Here is a 21,161-nt window from a genome sequence, read left to right as displayed (position 1 = left end):
CCTCATGAACGGCGCGCTTGCAACGACCGAACGGCTGACGATTCGCAAACTGACGCTGGCAGACGCGCCGTTCATTTTCCGCCTGGTCAACGATCCGGATTTCCTCGCGTACATCGGCGATCGCGGCGTGCGCACGCTCGCGGACGCCGAGGCCTACCTGCGCAACGGGCCGATCACTAGCTATGAGCGCCATGGGTACGGCCTCTGGGGTGTGGCCTTGAAGGAAACGGAAGAGCTCATCGGCATGTCGGGGCTCTTGAAGCGCGAGCAATATGACGATACCGATATCGGCTATGCGTTTCTGCCGGAGTTCCGCGGCGGCGGGTACGCCTTCGAGTCGGGATCGGCGGTGCTCCGGATCGCGGACGAGGCGCTGTCCCTCCGCAAGGTGATCGCGCTCGTCTCCCCGGCGAACGCCGCCTCGATTGGCCTCCTGAAGAAGCTCGGATTCACGCGCTCCGCGATCGAAGCGCCGGGCCCGGACACGATCATCTACGAACGGGTCCCGTCGCCGCGTTGACGAGGCGCGCGTACGGCTCATTCTGAAAGCTCTCCGAAAGAGAACACGTCCACCGCCATTCCCCGTCGCGCAGGAAACCACGTAATGGCAGGCCGGAGGTCGGCGCGGCTGGTGGATTCTTTCAGCGTTACCAAAACACGCTGCGGGCGCGGGGAATAGCGGTGCTCCTCCGGGGTCCGCCACGAATGGGCTTGACAGGACCGCGTTCAAACGCTTAATCCCACGTGGGCTTCAAGCGCCTTCCTTACATGAACCAGCTCGCAACAGGCACCAGGCCGTTCCTGGGTACCCTTCGCTTGAGCCGCGTCGAGGAGTTCTATGGCAACACCATTGCCCTCGTCGCGCTCGGCACGATCTTCAATCCTCGACTCTCGGCGGGGGACATCGTCCTGCTCTTCACGGGCAATCTCTTGCTGACGATCTTCGCGTTCGCCATCAACGACGTCGAGGACGCCGAGGACGACAGCAAGGATGCGCAGAAGGTCGTTCGCAACCCCATCTGCGCCCATCTGCTCACGCATGGCCAGGCGCTCGCGTTGAGCTGGCTCTCCGCGTTCGCTGGGCTCGCGCTCCTCTGGCCTTTCGGGGGGCGCGTGGTCCTCCTGGGAGGGTTGAACGTGGCCCTCGGGTTCCTGTATTCGTACAAGCGAATTCGCCTGAAGGCCGTGCCCTTCATCGACCTCGTCTCCCACGGCCTCTTCCTGGGCACGCTGCAGTTTCTCACCGTCGCGTATGCGCGCGCCGCAGAGCTCCCGCGCGCGGCGGCCCTCGGCGCCGTTTTCATCTGCGCCATTTCCATGGCTGGTGACCTCTGGAACGAGATCCGTGATTTCGAGGTCGATCGAAAGACGGGCATCCGCAACACCGCCTCGGTGGTCGACGTCAGGCGCATCGAGCCCATTCTGCCGCACCTCTTCGTCTGGCCCTCGGTGGGCGTGGCGGCGCTCGTCCTCCTGAACCTCTCGGGCACGCAAAGGCTGATCGTCGGGCTCGCCGTGGCGGCGCTTTGCGTCCTCTTCGTGCTGCTCCCGTCGAGCTTCAAGAAACGAATGGTCACCGATCAGGCGCAATGGCTCGCGGCTCTCGCGGGGATTCTGCTCCTCGTGATTTGCCGCGTCACCTCTGCGGTGCCGTAGAGCCATGCGGATTCATTGGCTGGACGCTCTCTTTGGTCGGGTCGTCCTGTCGCGATCCCCGCGGTATTTCTCCGACGGATGGGGGCCACTCTCCGCGCTCGACGCGCTGATCGTGCCGCCTCGGACCCCTGGCGAGCTCCACGACCTTTCGCTGGGGCCGACCCTCCGCGAAGGGCCTCTCGTCGTGCAGGAGGGGCGTTTCGAAAGCCCCGCCGCGAAATCGCCGATGCCTCCGGCTTGCTCCCATGCACGCTTTCAGCTCGTGCTTCCTGCTGAGGCCGGCCCGCATCCGCCCGTGTGCTTGCTGCTCTCCGCCTCGGGAGACGAAGGGTTTGGTCGGCGCCGCTCGCTGGCCAAAGACCTCGCGCGCCACGGGATCGGGGCGCTGCTCCTCGAGAACCCTTATTACGGGGCGCGTCGTCCGCCGGGGCAACGGGGCGTGGCGGTGCGCACGGTCATCGACCTGCTCCTCATGTTTCGGGCGGCCGCCATCGAATCCCTCGCCCTCCTGCAATGGCTGCGGGCGCGGGGCCACGAGCGCCTCGGGATCTCGGGTTTCAGCATGGGAGGCAGCCTCGCCGCTTACACGGCCGCGCTGTTTCCGGGCCCCCTCGCTGCGATCCCCGTCGCCGCCGCGCATGCAGTGGCGCCCATTTTCGAGGAGGGTGTGCTCTCGGATATGGCCGACTGGAGGGCCCTCGGCTCGGACGCAGGGGCTTCTCCCGCCATTCGCAGGCGCCTCTGTGACGTCCTCGCACCGGCATCCATCACCGCGCTCCCGCCGCCCGCCGCCCCTCGCAGCGCCATTCTCCTTGCCGCCCGGGAAGACGGCTTCGTCCCGCCGAGCTCCACCCGGCGCCTCGCGGAGCATTGGCAGGGCGCCGAGGTGCGCCACTTGCCTGGGGGCCACGTCAGCGTCTCGCTCACCCAGCAGCGCGCGATCGTCCGCGCCGTGTGGGATGCCTTCGCCCGACTTGCGCCGAGCGCCGCTGCATGACGGGCACCCTGAAAAAGATCCTGCTCCTCCACGCGTCGGCCGGCGCCGGGCACACAAAGGCTGCCGAGGCCCTCGACCACGGCCTTCGTAAACGGGGCTTTTCGCCGAGGATCGTCGACGCGCTCGCGTATACGAACCCTGTCTTCCGAAGGGCATACGTCCGCGGCTACGAGCGCATGGTCCGGGAGCACCCGAGGCTCTGGGCCACGTTGTTCGACTTCACCGACACGCCTTCCCTGCGTCCCATGATCCAGAGCGTTCGGCGGCTGGGGCACGCGCTCAGCGCTCGCCCGCTGGTGAACCTGATCGAGGAAGGTCGATTCGATACGATTGTCTCGACGCACTTCTTGTCGACCGAGGTCGTGGGGGAGCTGCGCCGTCGAAGAGCGATCGACGCCAGGCTGGTGACGGTCGTGACGGATTACGACGTGCACACGATCTGGCTGTCGAAAGGGGTCGACCTTTATCTCGTCGCGTCGGAGTCCACGAGGCGGAAGATGCTCGATCTCGGCGTCGAGCCTCGAAAGGTCGCCGTGACGGGCATTCCCGTCGACGAGAGATTCGTGATTCCGCGCGACCGAGCCAGCACGCGCCGCCGGCTGGGCCTCGATCCGGACCAGTTTACCGTCCTCCTCGCGACGAGCTCGTTCGGATTCGAGGCCATCGAGAGGCTCGCCGCGCTCCTGGAGGATTTTCAGGTCATCGTCATCTGCGGGCACAACGAGGCGCTCTACCGCCGCATGTGCGCCCGTCGAAGGCCTCTCCACGCGATTCACCGTTTCGTCCACAACATGGATGAAATGATCGCGGCCTCCGATGTCGTGATCACCAAGCCTGGAGGCCTCACCATTGCCGAGGCGCTCGCGAGCCGGGTTCCGCTGGTGTTCTTCGGCGCGATCCCTGGACAGGAGGAGCGTAACGTTCGTGTTCTGACCGAGCACGGAATCGGTACGTCCCCGGGGAGCCTCCAGGGAATCGCGTCGGAGATCAGGCGCCTTTCGACGTGCCCTACGGCCCTGCGCGAGGCCCGCGAGCGGACGGCGGCGCTCGCCTGCCCCGATTCCGTGGCGGCCATCCTCGAACATCTCGTCGGCACGTCCAGAGGGCACCTGACCTCGGAAGTGCGAATATGATTATGCACGCCTTGGACGACGCAGTGCAGCAGGCAGGCAGACTCTACAAAGTTTTCAGATTTTCAAAGTGCATGGCGCCGATCGGCGATATGCTGGGGCCATGCGTCCTTGGTTTACGTCTGTATTCCTCGCGTTTCTTGCCGTGGGCTGCGGCGGCACCCCCCTCGAGACCCCCGTGCCGCACTTCGATCCGCCGAGCGCCACCACGCTTACGGAGGTGGGCTCGCTCGTCAAGGTGATCAACCTCGACGAGGAGCCCGTGATCTGTTTCACCACCGACGGCACGGTGCCCGACTACAACGAGGGCAATTGCACGAACAAGCTCGATGCGAGCCGTCAGATCGCCGTGCCCAAGTGCGGGTTCAACGTGATCCGCATCGCGTGGTCGAAGGGCACGGACGAGGCCAACTACAAAGTCGAGAGCGAGGCCTGCAAGGAGAGCTGCGACCCGGTGGTGCCGTGGTCGAATCAAGAGCTGGCGCGCGCATTCGCCCTCTGGCAGGACGAAACGAAGTGCCTGCTGAACGGATGTGAAAACCCCTCGGGCACGGGCGATTGGCTGGAGCAGTGCGACTCCGGGAAGGTCGCCTGGGACGTCAGCCTGAGCGGCGTCCGTGCCATCAGCACGTTCACGTATGATGCTTGCGAGCACGCCGTCACCATCGACGTCGAGGAGGGCGGAATGACGGTCCCGCGGACCTTCAACCTCGTGGTCACGGGCTCGTTGGTTCAGGACACCGACTTCAGTGGCAATGGCAACGAGGGAGGGACCGTCACGGTCACCGGTGATTTCACGGGCAGCGTCACTTCGCGCATCGTGCTCGGCGACAAGAAGCGCAACGGCGGCAGCTTCGACGCCGCCTGCACGGCCGATTCGCTGGACGGGAAGGAGTGCGCGCCGGCGGGCGCGAAGATCGCCTACGATTTCCCGCAATGGAGCTGCCACGGCAACATCTGCCCGGTCGCGGCGATGGGCTCCTGCCAGGGGGCCGACGCCGACGAGGACGCGATTCCCGACACCGAAGACAACTGCCCGAAGCAGGCGAACACCGACCAATCCGACATCGACCACGACGGCGTCGGCGACGTCTGCGACGATCAGTCGGATTTCGTCGTCATTCGCTTCAAGGTCGGGAACCGGTGCATGATCCTCGGCGACGGGAAGGTCGAGTCCACGAGCACGTGCGAGCCCTCGGATCCCCGTCAGCAATGGGAGATGTTCCCCGACGGCGACGCCTTCGGGTTCCGGAACCTTTCGAGCGGGGAGTGCCTGAGCCAATCCGGCATCCTGGCCGGTCCGTGGACCGTGGTCACGGCGCCGTGCGATGGCAAAGACGAGCAGAGGTGGAAGCTCGAGGCTTACGATCAGGGCGGCTTCGACGCGAACTTCCCGGTTCGCCTGCACAACGTCGCCGACAACTTCTGCGCCTACACGGACTTCACCGGTGAGGTGTACGGAACGGCCGGCAATTGCGGGCTCGCAGGGACCGAGTCGAACCGGAAGGTCGGGCTGTATTACGGCGGAGCGTTCGACACGCAGCCTTATCAGCCCTGATCGGGACGGCGCAGGGTCGCTCTCGCTCGGATCGGGAGGGCGACCCTCTGCCCGTCAATTCTGGCAGGCGGAGACGAGCCTCGGATATCGATAGAGGCCGAGGAAGCACATCTCGTCGTCGGAGCTGACGCCAAAGCCGATCGTCTTCGAGGTCGTGTTCATGAAGGAGCACTCGAAGTGAACGCGCTCTCCCTGCAGGACGGGGACCGGGGTGATCGGAATATTTTTCTGATCGGTGAAGGTATAGGGCGCGTCGTGGAGGGTGACCTCTCCCGTGTTCATCTGGTGCGTCACGCGCATGTGCGTGCCGTACTTGTGCATGTGGGGCCATACGCTGAGGAGCGTCGCGTCCCCCGGGAAGGTGCAGCTGCTTTGCACGGAGCCGGGGCTGTTCGGGGGCACGGAGATCGCATTGGCGCCGGGCATGATCATTTCGGCCTCCTGCTTCACCTCGGAGGGATCGAGGGTCTTGACGAGCGTGCCCGAAATGCCGGGGAGAGGATCCGTGGTCGTGTTGAAGAGGTGAAGGTTCAAGAGGAGCTGCGACCCTGCGGGGATCTTGAGCGCGACTCCTTCGGGGAAAACCATGTCGTCCGTGCCGAGGCCCGAGGCGAAGAGCAAGCTCTGGTCGAGGGTCGGTCCGCAGACGCCCTCGCTGTCCGGGAGATCCCCCGAGGCCCACAGGAGCAGCGTGTGGTGTGTCCCCGTCGAACCAAGGGGGCGAAAGGCGTTGATGTAGACGTCCTCGTGGAACGTCTTCGTCGCGCACCAGTAACTCTCGATGCCTCCGCCAATCTCCCAGTTCGTGTCGATGAGCGTCGTCCACCCATCCTCCGGGCTGGTGCCCGAGGTCGTCGCCTGTGCATGCGGCTGCACGACCACGTCCGAACCACAGCCGATGAGCGCCGCGCACGCGAGCATCAGCGAACTTCCTGCGAGCCGAACTCCGAGTCGTCGTATCATCATGAAGGCCAGTATACTCCCCCACCGCAGATCCGGGTTGTGGAATGCGAGGGGCGGCCTCACGGCGATGGCCATTTCGGTCGCACGTTGGTGCCGTCGATCATCGGAGCGGAAGGCCGCGTGTGATGAGCGCATACTCGTGCTCATCCCAGATCATCGTGCCGTCGCCCTCTCTCTGCTCGCGCACGTCCTGGTGTTCGAGCAGCAATCGGAGCGTACCGCGCGCGTCCACGCCCGCGGCCCACACGGTGTCGTCGCCCGCGTGGCCGAAGCGGTTTGCCCAGCGCGGTTCGCCATTCGGACCGAAGCCCGCGACGAAGCCATCGCGCGTCGACGTCGTGCCTATGGGCTCCTCCATGTCATAACGCTCGCTTCCGAGCACCGCATCGCCGAAGCGCATCGGGCCAGAGAAAGCCCCGGTCGCAATCAGCTCGCCGCGCCCGTCGCCGTCGAGGTGGGTCACATGATCACGTCCCGGCCCCCCGAAGCGACGCGCCCAGCGCTCGACGCCGGGCGGCGCGAGGCGCAGCACGATTGCATCCTCCCAGAATCGCCCGAGCGGCGGATGATCATGACCTGCCAGGCGCACCGGCCCCCGGATCTTGCCCCCGACGACGACGTCGCCCACGGCCAAGGGCGTGAGCGCGTCGAGGTCGAGCTCGACGGGCCCGCTATGCCAGCTCCAGCGGTCCTCGCCCCGCGTCGAGAAGGCGAGGACGGCGGCGCCCACGGGAGACAGTTGCGAAGAAGTCCTCGCCGTGGCGGCGACGACGTCGCCCGTGAGCGTCAATGCGACGCTGGTCATGTGCACGCCGCGTCCTCCGCCCGCGCGCGCCCATGTGAGCGAGCCGTCCGGTTGGAAGCGCGCAAGGAGGCCGGTGCCATTCGGATCGTCGAAGGTGAGGTCACCGATCGTGAATCGCCCCTGGAAGCCGCCCCCGACGTAGACGTCGCCGGCTGGGCCGACCGCGACCGCCTCGAACGAAGCGGAAAACGATGACGGAAAAACGCGCGACCACAGCACGCGTCCGTCGCGCGCGATTTTGGCAATGAAGGCGCTCGGCGCCTCGTTCGGGGCATCGCCCACCGGACCGAGCCATGCGACGTCCGCGGCGTCGCGCGTGGGGCGCCGCGCGAGGCCCACCGCGATTGCGTTACCGTCCGGATCGAATGCCACCGCGCGGGCGGACGCGCCGCGGGCGTCGAGGCGAAAGACGCGGGCGCCGTTCGCGTCGAAGCGTGACAGGAACGCGTCGTCCGAGCCGCCGACGAGCGCGTCTCCCGTGCTTGCAATGGCGAGGCCCCAGGCGCCGCTCGGGTTGGCCCGCGACGCGATGACGGTCGACCCCATCGACGAGCGGTCGGCAAAACGAGCCGTTGCCGTCATCCAGAACTGCTCGGGCATGAGCTCGCAGGTGTCGGTACCGGAGCACGCGCCGGCCCAGCCGACGAACGTCGAACGATCGTCGGGGACCGCCCGCAGCCGGAGGGCGATTCCTTTGCCCCAGTAGTCGAGGCATTCGACCCCACAGCCCTCCGGCACCGCCTCGACGAGGATGCGGCCGTTCCCGATGCCGGACATGCCGACGCGCGGGTACCCGAACTGCGGCTCGCGCCCGAACACGAGATCACGCGAGCAGCCACCGAGGGCCGTGCATAACGCGGTAACGGTCGCGACGTCGCGCATTCGCTTCATCATGAGCGCCGACTCCGTACTCATGCTTACCGCGGCGCGGCGGCGGGCTCAAGGGCTTCCAGCGAATGAAAGCTCCGCGAGGAGGTACGTGAGCGCCTCGGACTCGTCGACGAACACGGGCGCCCTGCCTCTCTCCCGCGTCATGCGCGCGGCCTGGAGCTTGCCCGTGGCGCTTGCGACGAGGACGGCCGAGCGGGTGAACCCCGAAAGGAGGCGCGCGCCGGCCTCGTTGATGCGCCGCTCCATGTCGCGATCGATGGCCATGGGCGCCTCCCGCGAGTCGAACAGGAGGACGAATTGGGCGCGCATGAGCGGCGGGAAGAACCGATCGAAAAACGTGAGCAGGTCCTCGAGGGCCCCCTCGTCGAGCGGGACGTCGGTCCGGCGGATTCGCACGAGCCTCCCGCCGGCCTCTCGCAAGAGCACGAACTGACTCGACCGGAAGAGCTCGCCTTCCGTGAGCTTTCCCCTGCTGGTGCTGACGGCCATGACGAACCCTTCCATCGCATACGAAGGCGCATGTCAGCAAGGGAAGAAGCGGCGATAAATTGCCCGAAGCCCGGCACGAGGGAGCGGATCGTCCGGGGCGACTATCTGTTCTGTGACGCGTCGCTCGTGGCTTTGGTTTTTGGGGCCGCTCCCCGCCCACCGGTACGGAAGTTTTCACGCATACGTTTCACGGTTTCGACGAGGGCCTGCAGCTTGGGCTGCTCCTGCATGCGCGCGGGAAAATAGAGGCAGAGCCCCGGGCCGGGGGACAAGAAGGGTTCGAGCACGCGCTCGAGCCGGCCCTCGGCGACGGCGTCGGCGATCGCCTCGTCGGGCACGTACGCGAGCCCCGCGCCCTCGAGGGCCAGCCCGACCATGAGACCGATGTCATTGACGACGACAGAGCCGGGCACGTCGACCGTCATCGCTTTGCCATGACGTTCGAGTTCCCACCGATAGACGACGCCGGTCGTGATCATGCGCTGGCGGATTCCGTGATGGCGCAGCAAATCCTCGGGTTTGCGCGGCCGTCCGGCCCGCGAAAGGTAGCTCGGGGCGGCGACGATCGACCACGCGGAGTGCTTCGTGATGGGCACGCGCACCATGTCCTTTTCGATGGCGTCCCCGAGCCGAATTCCGGCGTCGAAGCCTGCCGCCACGATGTCGACGAATGCGTCATCGAGCGAGATATCGAGGGCGATCTCCGGGTACAGCTCGCCCATCCGCACGACGAGCGGCGGGAGGAACCAGGTCCCGCTCGCGCGCGGCGCGGTGATGCGCAGTCGCCCCGAGGGGCGGCCCCGGTAATCGCCGAGCGCGGCGAGCGCGCCCTCGACCTCCGCGATCGCGGGCCCAATGCGCGCGAAGAGGTTCGCTCCCGCGTCGGTCAACGCCACGCGCCTGGTCGTGCGCTGGAACAGCACGACGCCGAGGCGCCGTTCGAGCAGCTTGATCTTCTGGCTCATCGCCGTGGGCGACACCCCCATCTCGGCGGCGGCTGCCGTGAAGCTTTTGTGATTGGCCACGGCGAGAAACGCGGAAAGCCCGTCGAACGTGTCGTCCATGGGCGGATTATGAACCAGGACTTCATGAACCATCAACCGCTCGCATGATTTTCTTCACGGTCGAGCGAGGCTATGTTCATTGTTGTCGAAAGGAGCTCATCATGGCAAAGCAAGCGAAGCGGGTCTGGTTCATCACGGGTGCGTCGCGAGGGATCGGCGCGGAGATCACGAGCGCCGCGCTGGCAGCGGGCGACGACGTCGTCGCGACGGCGCGTGATCCGCAGCGAATCACCGAGCGCTTCGGGAGCTCCGAGGCGCTGCTCCCCGTCGCGCTGGACGTGACGAGCGAGAGCTCGGTCGCGCTGGCGGTCGAGGCGGCGCTCGCGCGCTTCGGCAGGATCGACGTGCTCGTGAACAACGCGGGGTATGGCCTGATCGGTGCGGTCGAGGAGACCTCCGCCGAGGATGTGCGGCGGCTTTACGAGACGAACGTTTTCGGGCTCCTTTCGATCACGCGCGCCGTGCTTCCGGCGCTCAGGAAGCAGCGATCGGGGCACATCATGAATCTGTCCTCGGTCGGCGGCTACCGGTCCGGCCCCGGCTTCGGCGTCTATTGCTCGACCAAGTTCGCCGTCGAAGGAATCTCGGAGGCGCTGCACGCCGAGCTCGCGCCTCTCGGGATCGCCGTCACGGTCCTCGAGCCGGGATATTTTCGAACGGAGTTTCTGGAGGCGAAATCGGTGGTCGAGACGAATGCGGCCATTGCCGACTATGCCGATACGGCGGGCAAGGTTCGTGCGCTAGCGAAATCGGTGAGCCTCCAGCAGCCGGGGGATCCGGCGCGTCTGGCCCGCGCGGTGGTCGATCTTTCGCGCGCAGAAAATCCCCCGCTGCGACTGCCGCTCGGCAGTGACACCGTCGCGGCCATCGAGGCGAAGAACGCGTTCGTGACGAAGGAGCTCGACGCGTGGCGCGACGTCGCGATCTCGACCGATTTTCCGCGCTGAGTCAGAAATCGTAGCGCCTGTGTCCCGAAAGCATCAGGCGCCGGCTCGGGCGACGAGTGCGGCGAGGAGCGCTTGAAGATCCCGATCGAACGACGGCCCGCGCACGGTGGGCTCGCCGCCGACGATCCGAGCGCTGACGGCGCCGAGCGTGACTTCGAGCGCCTGCAGGCCAAGCCGTCCACGCTCGGCGATGGGCGTCGAGGCCGTCACGGCAACCAGCTTGGATTCGAGCTCTCCCGAGCCGATGACCCAATCAATCGCATTTTTGAGCGCACCCGGCAAGCTGTGCCCGTACTCGGGCGAAGCGATCAACAAGGCGTCGCTCGCAGCGATGGCGCGCCTCCAAGCGGTCACGGACGGAGGCGGCGCGTCGGCTTCGAGGTCGGGATTGAAAAGAGGAAGGTCGCGGAGACCGTCGTACACGACGATCTCGACACCCTCGGGCGCGAGGGCGACGGCTCTGTGCAACAACGTGAGATTGGTGGAGCTCGCCTGCAGGCTTCCACAGATGGCCAAGACCTTCACCAGGCTCAGCCTATCAGACTTCGACGCGCCCAAGGCGTCTTTCGCATCCGGCGCGTCGCCCCTCATGGCGAGGGGTTGTCGAGATCACGTCGGAGAGGGATCGCGCAGGTGGTGGCTCATTTGCAGACCTGCTTTCCATTCTGGCAGTCCCCCGAACAGCACTCCGCGTCGTCCGCGCAGCTCTCGCCGACGGCCTTGCAGACATCGGCGCTGCCGCTTTCATCGGCGGGGCTGAGCCTCAGGAGGGCGTCGAGCGCGGCCTTCGCCTGCACGACGCCATAGCCGAACGACGAATCGCGGCCGGCGGTGCCGAGGTCCAGCGCCGTCGAGTTGATCGCATTGCGGATCGCGCCGTTCGTCGCCGAGGGCTTCTGGCTCCAAAGGAGCGCTGCGACGGCCGAGACGTGCGGCGTCGCCATCGACGTGCCGCTCCACCACTCGTAGCCCGTGCCCGGCACGTTCCGGACCGTGTTCAGCGTCGCGGACGCGCCCACCGATTTCTTGAGGTCGAGCCCGTCCTCCATCCGCAAACTGATGGCCGGGAGCGGGCTCGTGACGCCCGTACCGAGCGCGCCCGAAAAGAAGCCGGAAACGTTGTTGTAGATGACGACGCCGACGCCCTTGCCGCTCTGCACGTTGTTGACCTTGGCCAAGAGATCATTGCCGCGCTGGCAAAGCACGATCTTGCCCTCCCATGCGCCGACGGAGTCGCACAGGCCGCCGTCGGCGAGCGCGCCCGTGACGGTCTTCAGCGCAGCGCCTCCGATGAGCGCGCCCGAATCGACGTTCGCGCCCACCGTGACGCTCGGCGTCGCCCAGGGGACGCTCGAGAGCACCCCCACGCCCGGCGCGGCGATCTCGACGTCGGCATTGCGCTGCGAGAAGCTGGCGAGCGCCTTGGCGCTGTCGATCGCCGCCACCGACATGACCGAGGCATATCCGGCCGGATAGGACGTCGACGTGTTGCCACCATTGCCGGCGGCCGCGATCGGGAGGACGCCCGCGTTGTATGCGTTCTGGAAAGCGGAGCTCTCGAGCGAGCTCGATCCGCTGCCCCCGAGGCTCATGCTGACGACCTTCGCGCCGGCCGACCTGCATTTGCCGAGCGCGTTGACGAGGGACGAGGCGTACGCCCATTTGCAATCATCGCCGAAGACGCGCACGATGTAAAGCGACACGTTGGCCGGCGCGACGCCGACGACGCCCTGCCCGTTGTTCACCGCGGCGATCGTGCCGGCGACGTGCGTGCCGTGGCCGCAGCCGTCCACGTTCCATGGCAGGTTGCCAGCATAACCCGAGACGGGCACGCCCTGGAGATCGGCGTGGTCTGCGTAGAGACCCGAATCGATGATGCAGACCTTCGTGCCGCCGCTCATGTTCGACAAGGCCGGATCCGATGCTTGCACCATCGAGATGCCATAAGGTGGCCATTGCGTGAAGAGCTCGCGTCGCGGGTCGACCTCGACGTACTCCACGTTCGGGTTCTTTGCCAGGGCTTGAACGGCTGCGTCGGGCAGCTTGGCGGCGACGGCCTCGTCGTCGGGCAGCTCGAGCTCGAGCTGGCCACCGGCCGCCGCGAGCACCGGACCTCGCTTGGAATAGTCCTTGAACTTGATGATGTACCGGCCATCCGGGGAGAGGGCGGCCGGGGCGGTCCCCACGTTCTCCGCGCCCTCGTCCGTGCCGGTATCGCAAGCCGCGAGGGCGAACGAGACGAGCACGAAAATGAACCCATGTCCAAGCCTGTGTCTCATATCGGTTCCTTCCCGGATGGACGAATGCCCGACGTCCGGATCGATGTACGATCGACGACACGCACGTCGAAGCCTCCCGCCAGGGCGGGGACTTTGCTCCGTGAATGGGACCGTTGCAACGATTTCAGTTTCGACAGTGGGACCGTCGTCGCGGGATCTCGAATGAGAGCATCATCCAGGGCGTTCACCTGCCGAGCTGTGCATCGTCCGGCGGTAGATTTGGCCGGAGCCTGAAGTCGCCGGAGTTTGTCTCGTCATTCACGAAGGCGCTCCGATGCGCGAGGTTGTGCGTGCGCCCACGTGCCGCGGAGGCAGCGCGCGCTTGCGCGTTCGCGGGCGGTTTTGCTACAGGTTCGATCCATGAAACCCGAAGAGTCGCTGCGCGAGGCGTTCGAGCAGATCAAGGCATGGATGGCGAAGCATGACGCCGAGCTCCTGGTCCAGAACCTCGCGCCCGGCGCGAGCGAGGAGCAATTGACGGAGGCCGAGGAGGAGCTCGGGTTTTCGCTCGGGCGCGAGCTGCGTGCTTTGTGGTCGCTCCACGACGGACAACACGAGGAGATGAACGGCTTCGTCGAAGCCTTCGACCTCTATTCGATCGAACGAGCGCTCGCCGAGAGGGACTGCGTCCTCAACGCGCTCGCGTTCCTGCGCGAGAGCCCCCGGGCCGTGCCGGAGTCGGGGCTCACGAAGGACGAGCTCCTCTCGGATGCTTGGCTTCCCTTTGCCGGCCGCGACTCCGATGGGCTCGCCGTGAACACGGTGAGCGGGCGCGTGTTCGAGGTTCTCCACGACGATTCGCCTCCGCTTCGCCTGCACGCAGATTCGATCGTGGCCTGGGCGACGCAGTATGCGTCGCGCGTCGTCGCGGACGATTACCGCGTGGAGGAGGGGTTCGGCGATTACTATCTCGAGCTTCGCGACCGAGATGCAGAGCGCAGAGACGAGGAGCGCCTTCGGTTCGAGCAGGGAGAACGGCAGCGCAAGCAGAAGATGTCGGTGAAAGAGCTCCTGGACGAGGCCGTCGCGCGAGACCGGGAAAGCGCGGCGCAGGAGGTCCTGGAGCGAGCGCAGCGGACGTCGCAGGCCGCGTTTGCCGAAGCCGTCTCGTTGCTCTTCGCCGCGGGCGCTTCTCCGGCGTTCCTCGCGGGCACCTTGCGCCCCATGTTGAACCGGCTCACGCTGTCCGCGGCGCAGTGGCAGATCATCGCGGAGGGCGGCGCGCGCATCGGCAACAACGCCATTCGTGACATCGCCCTCGCGCGGGCGCGGACCGCCGCGTCGAGCTGACTTCCTCAGCGATCGTCGTCGCCGCCGCGTCCCTCGTTCCATTCCATGGGCGACGAAGGGGCGGCCACCCAGCATCGAATCCCAGGGTGAGGCGCGTCCTTGCGATTGACACGATCCGAACATCTGCTCTACCACCATGGCGATGGGTCACCTCAACATCGCCATCCTCGGCGACACACACGGTCACCTGACGCTCGCTTACCGAATCCTGAAGCGCTGGCAAGAGGAGGAAGGGCAGCGGATCGATCTCATCTTGCAGGTCGGAGATTTCGGCGCGTTTCCTCCGCCCTATCGGCTGGACAAGGCCACCAAGCGCTTCGCGGAGAGTGATCCGGACGAGCTGGGCTTCACGGCATACTTTCAAGGAGAGCCCGAGGCCGAGGAGATCTTGGGCCCCGACGCGGCGGAGCACCGCAGGATCGACGCGGACACGATCTTCATCCGCGGCAATCACGAGGACTTCTCCTATCTCTGCGAGCTTGCCGGCGCGGACGAGGGGCCGGTGCCCGTCGACGCATTCGACAGGATTCATTACCTCAAGAGCGGCGTGCCGTTCACATACGAGAAGGACGGTCATTCGTTACGGATCGCCGGACTGGGAGGGATCGCGGACGAGGACGGCAACCCCGTCAAGAATGACGGCGGGGAGTGCTACACTCGGCAAGACGTCAAGCGGCTCTTCGCCTTGAAAGAGAGGCTCGACGTCTTCTTGTCGCATGAACCGCCGCTGGACGCGGCGATCGGCATTCACCCCAAGTATGCAGGCGCGGGGTCCAGAGCCGCGCGAGAATTCATCCAGAACTTTCAGCCGACGTATCACTTTTGCGGGCACTACCATGAGGAGGGACAGGAGATTTTCTTCACCTCGACCACCAGGAGCTACCACATGAACGCGGTGGGCTTCTGGCGCCCGCACCGATTGAATCCGGGGTGTATCGGCATTTTGCAGTGGCAGGGAGCCCGCGCGATCGGAATGTCATTCCTGGACGCACCCTGGCTCAAGGAATACACGAAGAGCACCTATCGATACCTCTGAGCGACGCTCGCTCTTGCCTCGGAGCGTGTTCCGCGTCGTGCCCACGCCGTCCGCCGCAACCTTTCTTCTGTGCGGCGCATCACCGGTTTGCCGCCTTCGCCGCAATCTGTATGTCGCCCAGAACGAGCGCGATGCCCTCGTTCTGTGTGTCTAAGGTCACACGTGTGATGCGCAGCGGTGCCAGTTTGGTGATGCATGCCACGCGCGTCTCACGAAAACTGTAGCGTAAGCGGAAAAATCTACCTCCGAGTCTGAAATCTCGTCGCGGACAACACCATCGCCTTGACAATTGATAATGGTTCTCATTATCATTTTCAGCAAGATCGCAGGTCGTGTGCGATCGTGAGTGAACGCACTCATCGATCCCCCGCGCGTGTGTCGCCTCGCCCCCCCGGCGTCCCCTGGAGTCCTTTCGTGGCCGATTCCCCCATAACAAAGCAAGAGCGACATCTGCTTTGGCTGCTGGCCGCCGTGCAGTTCACGCACACCCTCGATTTCATGATCCTGATGCCGCTCGGGCCCGAGCTCATTCAGCAGTTCGGCATCTCCGCCGCGGGGTTCGGGGCCATGGTGTCGGCATACACGCTGGCCTCGGCAGCCATGGGCCTTCTCGGCGTGCTCTGGCTGGATCGGTGGGATCGCAAATATGCGTTTTTGCTCCTTTACGCGGTGTTCGTCGCGGCCACGACTTCCTGCGGCCTCGCGCCCAGCCCGACGTGGCTGCTCCTTTCGAGGATCGTGGCGGGCGCTTCCGCAGGCCTGATGAGCGCCGTCGTCATGGCCATCCTCGCCGATTGCATCCCGGCCGAGCGGCGCGGCCGCGCCATTGGCACCGTGATGTCGTCCTACGCTCTCTCGGCGGTGGGCGGCGTCCCGCTGGGGCTCTCGATCGCCAGTCAATGGGGCTGGCGCGCGCCCTTCTGGGTCATCAGCGCGCTCGCCGGCGTCCTGTGGGTCCTCGCCTGGCGAGCCCTGCCCGCGGTCGATCGTCACCTCGCCGCGACGCGCGAGAAGGGCTCGATTGCGAGCGCCCCGTCCCTCTGGGCGTCCGGGCTTGCGCTGGGCTGGGGGCTCACGTTCAGCGTGGTCTTCGCAGGCTTTTTGCTGATCCCGTACCTGAGCACGTTCATGGTGGGCAATCTCGGGCTCCGCCTCTCGGACCTGTCCTGGGTGTATCTATGCGGCGGCGCGGCCACGCTCTTCAGCTCGCGTTTCATTGGTCACCTCGTGGACCGTCACGGTCCACCCCGGGTGCTGGGCACTCTGCTCGTCGCGACCCTGTGCCCATTTCTCCTGTTCACGCACTTGACGGACTCGCCGAAGGCCATCGTGGCCGCAATCTTCGTTCTCTTCATGACGCTGACCTCGGGACGCGCCATTCCGACGATCGCGCTCGTCACGTCCCGGGTCCCGCCCGCGCTGCGCGGGCGTTATCTCTCGGTCAACATGGCGGCGAGCGACGGCGCCTCCGGCCTCGCCGCCTGGACGAGCGGCCTTTTCCTCACGACGGCGCCGGACGGCTCGCTGGTCGGCTTCGGCCGCATGGGTTTTCTCGCGGCGAGCGTGTCGCTCCTCGCGATTGGCATTCTCTGGGTGCTCGGGCGTAGCCCCGTCCCCGAGCGCGCTGCGCATACCTGATCCGGAAGCCTTCGATGATGCACGAAATCACCATGGGCGCGCCGGTGCGGAGATCCTCGGACAGCGAGGCCGCCGCGGAGCATCCCCCCGCCGAGAGCTCGCTCACGCGCCCGCGCCCCGCTTCACGCGCGGGCGGCTGGAGCCCCACGTCCTGGAAATCGAAGCCCGACCCGCAAGCAGTGCAGTACGACGATCCCGGCGCGGTCGAGCGCGTGGTCGGGCGAATCGAGGAGCTGCCGCCCCTCGTGAGCTCGTGGGAGGTGGAGCGATTGCGATCCCTCATCGCGGACGCGCAGCTCGGCCGGCGTTTCCTGCTCCAGGGCGGTGATTGCGCCGAGATCATGCGGGATTGTCGCGCCGATACCATCGTCAACAAGCTCGAGATCCTGCTCAAGATGTCGCTCGTGCTCATCGTGGGCGGCCGAAAGCCCGTGGTGCGCGTGGGGCGTTTCGCCGGGCAATACGCCAAACCTCGCTCGCGCCCGACCGAGGTCCGCGGTGGTGTCGAGCTGCCGAGTTATTTCGGCGATCTCGTGAACGGACCGGAATTCACGCCCGAGGCGCGGCGCCCGGATCCCGAGCGGATGCTCTCCTGTTACCAGCACGCCGCGATGACGCTCAATTTCGTGCGGTCGTTCTCCGCGGGCGGGCTGTCGGACCTCAAGCGCCCGGAGTGCTGGGACCTCTCGTTCTCCGAGCGCGAGGACCTGCCCACGTCCGTGCGCGAGAGCTTCCAGGCGACGACGCAGCAGCTCGGCGACGCGCTTCGATGCATGGACGCGCTCGGCGGCGCGGGGAACGAGCTCTCGCGCGTCGAGTTTTTCACGTCCCACGAAGGGCTCAACCTTCATTACGAGTCCGCGCAGACCCGGCCCGCGCCATACCGGGACGAGCATTACGATCTGACCACGCACATGCCGTGGCTCGGCGAGCGCACGCGGGCGCTCGACGGCGCGCACGTCGAGTTCCTCCGGGGCATCAGCAATCCGATCGGCATCAAGCTCGGGCCGACGGTATCGCCCGTCGACGTCCTGCGTCTGCTCGACACGCTGAATCCGCGCGAGATCCCCGGGCGCATCGTGCTCATCACGCGGATGGGCGCGACGCGCGTCGACGACGCGCTGCCGCCCCTGCTCGAGGTCGTCAAGCGCGCGGGCCGGCGCGTGCTCTGGATCTGCGACCCCATGCACGGCAACACGATCACCACGAGGTCGGGCGTGAAGACGCGCGAGTTCGGGTCGATCCTGCGCGAGATCGAGCGGACGTACGACGCGCACGACGCCTGCGGGACGTACCTGGGCGGCGTCCATTTCGAGCTCACGGGGGACGACGTCACCGAATGCATCGGCGGCAGCGTGCGCGAGGAGGATCTCACGCGCGCCTACGAGACCCTCTGCGATCCACGATTGAACCAGGCGCAGGCGCTGGAGCTGTCGTATTGCATCGCGCGTCGGATGCGGGCGACGAGCCCGTGACCCGCGCATTCGTGCTCATGGCCCCGTCCAAGTTTGCAAGGAGAGTCGATTCATGACATCGATTCCGGCGTCCGAAGCCGCCGAAAGCCCCGCGCGCAATGGCACCGAGCTCCTCGGGGAGTACGACCTCGAATCGTCCTTCTATTTCTCCTCGAAGGTCCGCACGATCCTCGCGCAGGGCGTGCGCGAGATCATCGCAGGGTCGTGCGGATCGGCGGAGGAGGATGCCTTTCCGGAGCGCGTCGCCACGGTGCTCGCGGCGCTCGAAAGGGCCGGGCACGACCGCCCCATGGCGGTCGGCGCGCTCCCATTCCAGGCGAATTCCCCCGCGCACCTCCTCGTGCCGACATCCATCCGGATCGGCGGGCCCGTGGACGCGGTGTCGATATCGCCTCGCCCCCCGCCGCCGGTCTTCGTCGACGCGATGCGAATGTCGGCCGAGCGGGACGAGTATCTGCGCGGGGTCGAGCGAGCTCTCGCCTCGATCCGCGACGACGAGCTTTCGAAGGTGGTCCTTTCCAGGATGCTGGAATTGCGCTTGTCGGATCCGGTCGAGCTTCACCCCCTGCTCGAACGGTTGTCGAAGCAGAACGCCAGCGGGTATACGTTCGCGGTCAGGCTCCCCGAGGGGCGCGGCTCCGGACCATCGCAGCCCCGGACCTTGATCGGAGCGAGCCCAGAGCTTTTGGTGTCGCGGTCCGGAAAAACCGTATTCGCCAATCCGCTGGCCGGATCCGCGCCGCGAAGCCCGGATCCCGAAGAAGATCGACGGCGGGCGAAGGCGCTGCTCGCATCCGAGAAAGACCGGCGCGAGCACGCGGTCGTCGTCGAAGCCGTCGCTGATGCGCTTCGGCCCTTCTGCCGGAGTTTGTCCGTCCCACCCCGCGCGTCGCTCCTGCACACGGAGGCCATGTGGCACCTGTCGAGCCCGATCACGGGGGAGCTCGCGGATCTTTCGATTTCGTCGCTGAAGCTCGCCATGGCCCTGCACCCGACGCCGGCGGTGTGTGGATACCCGACCGCGCGCGCGCGCGCGGCCATCGAATCCATCGAGCCATTCGATCGCGGCTTCTTCACGGGCCTCGTGGGGTATTGTGACGCGGCGGGCGACGGCGAATGGGCGGTGACCATCCGCTGCGCCGACATCCGTGGTGACATGGTTCGCCTGTACGCGGGGGCCGGCGTCGTCGCGGGGTCGACGCCCGAGCGCGAGCGCGCCGAGATCGCGGCCAAGATGCGCACCGTCCTGTCCGCGCTCGGCCTCGGCGTCTTGCCGGAGGACCTCTGATGCGCGTCGATGCGTCCTCGGAGACGCTGCCGCTCGAAGGTTTCACGCCGTGGCCGCCTAATTTCGCCGATCGTTATCGGCGAGCAGGCTACTGGCGCGGGGAGACCTTCGGAGAATGGCTGCGCGCGCGTGCGGAACGGTTCGGCGATGCGATCGTGCTCGTCGGCGAAAAGCGGCGGCTGAGTTATCGCGAGCTCGATACGCGGGCCTCGCGTCTCGCCGCGGGTATTTTCCGCCTGGGCATCCGTCCGCGGGATCGCGTCGTGGTGCAGCTCCCGAACGTCGTGGAGTTTTTCGAGGTCTGCTTCGCGTTGTTTCGCCTGGGCGCGCTGCCCGTGCTCGCGCTGCCGGCGCATCGACGATCCGAGATCTCGTATTTCTGCCAGTTCACGGAGGCCGTCGCATACATCATCGCCGACAAGGACGGGGGATTCGATTACCGCGCGCTCGCCGAGGAGATCCGGGCCGAAGCGGAGACCGTGAACCACGTCCTCGTCGCCGGCGAACCAGGGCCATTCACGGCGCTGGAGAGCCTGTACGGCGAGCTCGCGCCGCTCCCGGAGACCGCGCCGGGAGACGTCGCATTCTTTCAGCTCTCGGGCGGCAGCACGGGGGTGCCCAAGCTGATCCCCCGAACGCACGACGATTACCTCTACAGCGTCCGGGCGAGCGCGGAGATCTGCGCGCTCGATGCAGACAGCGTCTATCTGGCGGCGCTCCCCGCCGCACACAATTTCACGCTGAGCTCTCCCGGGAGCCTGGGCGTGCTCCACGCAGGTGGCCGCGTCGTGCTCAGCCGGCGCCCGAGCCCGGACGAGGCATTCCGCTGGATCGAGGAAGAGCGCGTCACAGTGACCGCCGTCGTGCCGCCTCTCTGCGCGGTGTGGCTCGAAGCCGCGCGCAATAACCGGCATGATCTCTCGAGCCTCCGCGTGTTGCAAGTGGGCGGGTCGAAGCTCGGCGCGGAGGTCGCGCGCCGCGTGCGAGGCACCTTCGGCTGCACGTTGCAGCAGGTGTTCGGAATGGCCGAGGGGCTCGTCAATTACACGCGCTTCGACGATCCCGAGGACGTCATCGTCGAGACCCAGGGTCGGCCCATTTCCCCGGATGACGAGATCCGCGTCGTCGACGACGACGACCGTGACGTCGAGATCGGGCAGGTGGGGCACCTGCTCACGCGGGGGCCCTATACCATTCGCGGGTACTACAAGGCTGACGCCCATAACGAGAGGGCATTCACGCGCGACGGGTTTTACCGCACGGGGGACCTCGTGCGGCAAGCTGCCTCGGGTCACCTCGTCGTGGAGGGACGAGCGAAGGATCAGATCAACCGCGGCGGCGAGAAGATCGCGGCCGAGGAGATCGAGAATCACGTCCTCGCCCATCCGGCGGTGCGCGACGCGGCGCTCGTCGCCATGCCGGATGCATTCCTCGGGGAGCGCTCGTGCGTGTTCGTCGTGCCGCGGGACCGGCCGGTCGCGTCGCGTGACCTCATTACATTCCTGCGGGCGCGCGGACTTGCGCCCTACAAGATCCCCGACCGCGTCGAGCTCATCGACGACCTTCCCAAGACGAGCGTGGGGAAGGTGGACAAAAAGGCGCTCCGCCGATGGATCGCCGACAAGATCGCCCCGAAGGGCCAGTGACGATCGGAG

At 66.4% G+C, this 21,161-nt stretch carries 18 protein-coding genes; 12 read left to right on the top strand and 6 right to left on the bottom strand.

Annotated elements, in window-relative coordinates:
- Positions 1-4 precede the first annotated feature (4 nt).
- From QHF85_RS01510 to QHF85_RS01490, 5 genes are all read left to right on the top strand, one after another.
- Positions 5-520 carry a GNAT family N-acetyltransferase gene (locus QHF85_RS01510; protein ID WP_281325200.1) on the top strand — a complete coding sequence of 172 codons (516 nt, stop codon included), beginning with the start codon at positions 5-7 and terminating at the stop codon, positions 518-520.
- A 296-nt stretch (positions 521-816) separates the two neighbouring features.
- Complete coding sequence (locus QHF85_RS01505; protein WP_281325199.1) at positions 817-1,656, top strand: UbiA family prenyltransferase; 840 nt, start codon at positions 817-819, stop codon at positions 1,654-1,656.
- Between the two features lie 4 nt (positions 1,657-1,660).
- Complete coding sequence (locus QHF85_RS01500; RefSeq protein WP_281325198.1) at positions 1,661-2,653, top strand: alpha/beta hydrolase family protein; 993 nt, start codon at positions 1,661-1,663, stop codon at positions 2,651-2,653.
- Positions 2,650-3,786 carry a glycosyltransferase gene (locus QHF85_RS01495; protein ID WP_281325197.1) on the top strand — a complete coding sequence of 379 codons (1,137 nt, stop codon included), beginning with the start codon at positions 2,650-2,652 and terminating at the stop codon, positions 3,784-3,786. The genes QHF85_RS01500 and QHF85_RS01495 overlap by 4 nt, the downstream gene beginning before the upstream one ends.
- A gap of 100 nt (positions 3,787-3,886) precedes the next feature.
- The gene (locus QHF85_RS01490; RefSeq protein WP_281325196.1) at positions 3,887-5,341 is read left to right on the top strand and encodes a thrombospondin type 3 repeat-containing protein; all 1,455 of its coding nucleotides are present in this window, start codon (positions 3,887-3,889) and stop codon (positions 5,339-5,341) included.
- 54 nt (positions 5,342-5,395) lie between these two features.
- Here the strand turns inward: QHF85_RS01490 and QHF85_RS01485 are convergent, their stop codons facing one another.
- From QHF85_RS01485 to QHF85_RS01470, 4 genes are all read right to left on the bottom strand, one after another.
- Positions 5,396-6,307 (bottom strand): hypothetical protein, encoded by a 912-nt coding sequence (locus QHF85_RS01485; protein ID WP_281325195.1) that lies wholly within the window; start codon positions 6,305-6,307, stop codon positions 5,396-5,398.
- Between the two features lie 97 nt (positions 6,308-6,404).
- Complete coding sequence (locus QHF85_RS01480; RefSeq protein ID WP_281325194.1) at positions 6,405-8,003, bottom strand: hypothetical protein; 1,599 nt, start codon at positions 8,001-8,003, stop codon at positions 6,405-6,407.
- Between the two features lie 45 nt (positions 8,004-8,048).
- Positions 8,049-8,489, bottom strand: coding sequence for a hypothetical protein (locus tag QHF85_RS01475; RefSeq protein WP_281325193.1), 441 nt, complete (start codon positions 8,487-8,489; stop codon positions 8,049-8,051).
- Positions 8,490-8,590: 101 nt separating this feature from the next.
- Positions 8,591-9,553 (bottom strand): LysR family transcriptional regulator, encoded by a 963-nt coding sequence (locus QHF85_RS01470; RefSeq protein ID WP_281325192.1) that lies wholly within the window; start codon positions 9,551-9,553, stop codon positions 8,591-8,593.
- A 101-nt stretch (positions 9,554-9,654) separates the two neighbouring features.
- On the opposite strand from QHF85_RS01470, the gene QHF85_RS01465 reads away from it, so the two are divergent.
- Entirely contained in the window at positions 9,655-10,500 is an 846-nt protein-coding gene (locus QHF85_RS01465) for an oxidoreductase (RefSeq protein ID WP_281325191.1), read from the top strand.
- Between the two features lie 33 nt (positions 10,501-10,533).
- On the opposite strand, the gene QHF85_RS01460 is transcribed toward QHF85_RS01465, so the two are convergent.
- Entirely contained in the window at positions 10,534-11,091 is a 558-nt protein-coding gene (locus tag QHF85_RS01460; RefSeq protein WP_281325190.1) for an NADPH-dependent FMN reductase, read from the bottom strand.
- A gap of 50 nt (positions 11,092-11,141) precedes the next feature.
- Positions 11,142-12,779, bottom strand: coding sequence for a S8 family serine peptidase (locus tag QHF85_RS01455; protein ID WP_281325189.1), 1,638 nt, complete (start codon positions 12,777-12,779; stop codon positions 11,142-11,144).
- A 360-nt stretch (positions 12,780-13,139) separates the two neighbouring features.
- On the opposite strand from QHF85_RS01455, the gene QHF85_RS01450 reads away from it, so the two are divergent.
- The 6 genes from QHF85_RS01450 (at position 13,140) to QHF85_RS01425 (ending at position 21,152) form a co-directional block, all read left to right on the top strand.
- Positions 13,140-14,069, top strand: a complete 930-nt coding sequence (locus tag QHF85_RS01450) for an SMI1/KNR4 family protein (RefSeq protein ID WP_281325188.1) — start codon at positions 13,140-13,142, stop codon at positions 14,067-14,069.
- A 142-nt stretch (positions 14,070-14,211) separates the two neighbouring features.
- Positions 14,212-15,105 (top strand): metallophosphoesterase, encoded by an 894-nt coding sequence (locus QHF85_RS01445; protein WP_281325187.1) that lies wholly within the window; start codon positions 14,212-14,214, stop codon positions 15,103-15,105.
- Positions 15,106-15,480: 375 nt separating this feature from the next.
- Positions 15,481-16,743, top strand: coding sequence for a myxochelin export MFS transporter MxcK (gene mxcK / locus QHF85_RS01440; protein ID WP_348652705.1), 1,263 nt, complete (start codon positions 15,481-15,483; stop codon positions 16,741-16,743).
- A 14-nt stretch (positions 16,744-16,757) separates the two neighbouring features.
- Positions 16,758-18,218 (top strand): 3-deoxy-7-phosphoheptulonate synthase class II, encoded by a 1,461-nt coding sequence (locus tag QHF85_RS01435; protein ID WP_281325185.1) that lies wholly within the window; start codon positions 16,758-16,760, stop codon positions 18,216-18,218.
- 52 nt (positions 18,219-18,270) lie between these two features.
- Complete coding sequence (gene dhbC / locus QHF85_RS01430; RefSeq protein WP_281325184.1) at positions 18,271-19,506, top strand: isochorismate synthase DhbC; 1,236 nt, start codon at positions 18,271-18,273, stop codon at positions 19,504-19,506.
- Positions 19,506-21,152: a (2,3-dihydroxybenzoyl)adenylate synthase gene (locus QHF85_RS01425; RefSeq protein ID WP_281325183.1), complete on the top strand. Its 1,647-nt coding sequence runs from the start codon at positions 19,506-19,508 to the stop codon at positions 21,150-21,152. The genes dhbC and QHF85_RS01425 overlap by 1 nt, the downstream gene beginning before the upstream one ends.
- The last annotated feature ends 9 nt before the right edge of the window (positions 21,153-21,161 follow it).

The organism is Polyangium sp. 6x1 (assembly GCF_029946515.1).
In the GTDB taxonomy this organism is placed as follows: domain Bacteria; phylum Myxococcota_A; class Polyangia; order Polyangiales; family Polyangiaceae; genus Polyangium.
Note: the sequence above shows the minus strand (reverse complement) of the source record. Positions and strands in the feature narration are given on the sequence as shown.